The sequence below is a fragment of the Pseudoduganella sp. RAF53_2 genome (assembly GCF_052113985.1).
Classification (GTDB): domain Bacteria; phylum Pseudomonadota; class Gammaproteobacteria; order Burkholderiales; family Burkholderiaceae_D; genus Rugamonas.
In genome coordinates, this window is the sequence record NZ_JBFRDW010001078.1 from 1 (window position 1) to 1,060 (window position 1,060).

1 protein-coding gene is annotated in these 1,060 nt (G+C 62.1%); it reads left to right on the forward strand.

What is annotated here, in order from left to right:
• Window positions 1-1,060 (forward strand): sulfatase-like hydrolase/transferase (locus AB4Z11_RS32440; protein WP_442030396.1); only part of this gene is annotated, 1,060 nt, incomplete at both ends.

Below are 1,060 nucleotides of genomic sequence, written 5' to 3' on the forward strand. Positions count from 1 at the left end.
GACGGAAATCTATCTGTTCGTTTTTTACGGCCAGGGCATCTCCACCCATCATCTGGGCATCCTGGCGGAAACCAGCCCGCGCGAGGCGCTGGAATTCCTGGGCCAGAAGGTGTGGACCATGCTGGCGGTGATGATTGCCGTGGCTGTCTGGTGGGTATTTACTTTTCGCGCAGCCCGCCAAACGCGCGAGATGGACTGGCATGACAACTCGCGCTGGGTGGCCATCGGCATGATCGCGGTGCTGGCTTGCGTGGCGGGCTATGGCTATGAGTTCGGCTTGCGCGGTGTGGCCGGCGCGGCCTCGCACGCCGCCGCCAAAGGCAGTTCCAGCTCCAGCGAAAGCGACAACGCCAGCGCTCCCGGCAAAGCCGCCGCCGGCGCCAACCTCACCGGCCTGAAGCTGCCCGCCCTGCCGCACTGGGCGCATGTGCCGATCGAGTCGAAGGCATTTGGCGATTCCTGGCCCTTCGGGCTGGCCGTGCGCGGCTACGACTTCTATAAAGAGCGCCGTTACCTGGCGGAGCTGAACGAGCGCAGCGCGAAATTCAGTTTCCACGCCAGCCAGCCGGAGCCGGACAAGATCCCCGAAGTGGTGGTGATGGTGATCGGCGAATCGTCCCGCTACGACCGCTGGAGCCTGAACGGCTACTCGCGCGAGACGAATCCCCTGTTGTCGAAAGAGGCAAACGTGGTGCCGCTGGCGGACGTGATTTCCGCCGTCTCGGCCACGCGCCTGTCGGTGCCGGTCATCATTTCGCGCAAGCCCGCCACGCAAAGCCTGAAGGATGGCTTCAGCGAAAAATCCTTCCTCACCGCATATAAGGAGGCGGGCTTCAAGACCTGGTGGCTGTCCAATCAGATTTCGTTCGGCCAGTACGACACGCCGGTATCCGTGTTCGCGAAAGAAGCGGACGTGATCCAGTTCATGAACCTGGGCGGCTTCACCAACAATTCGAACTTCGACCAGATTCTGCTTGATCCGCTCAAGCTCGCGCTGGCCGATCCTTCGCCGAAAAAGCTGATCGTACTGCACACGCTCGGCAGCCACTGGAACTACAGC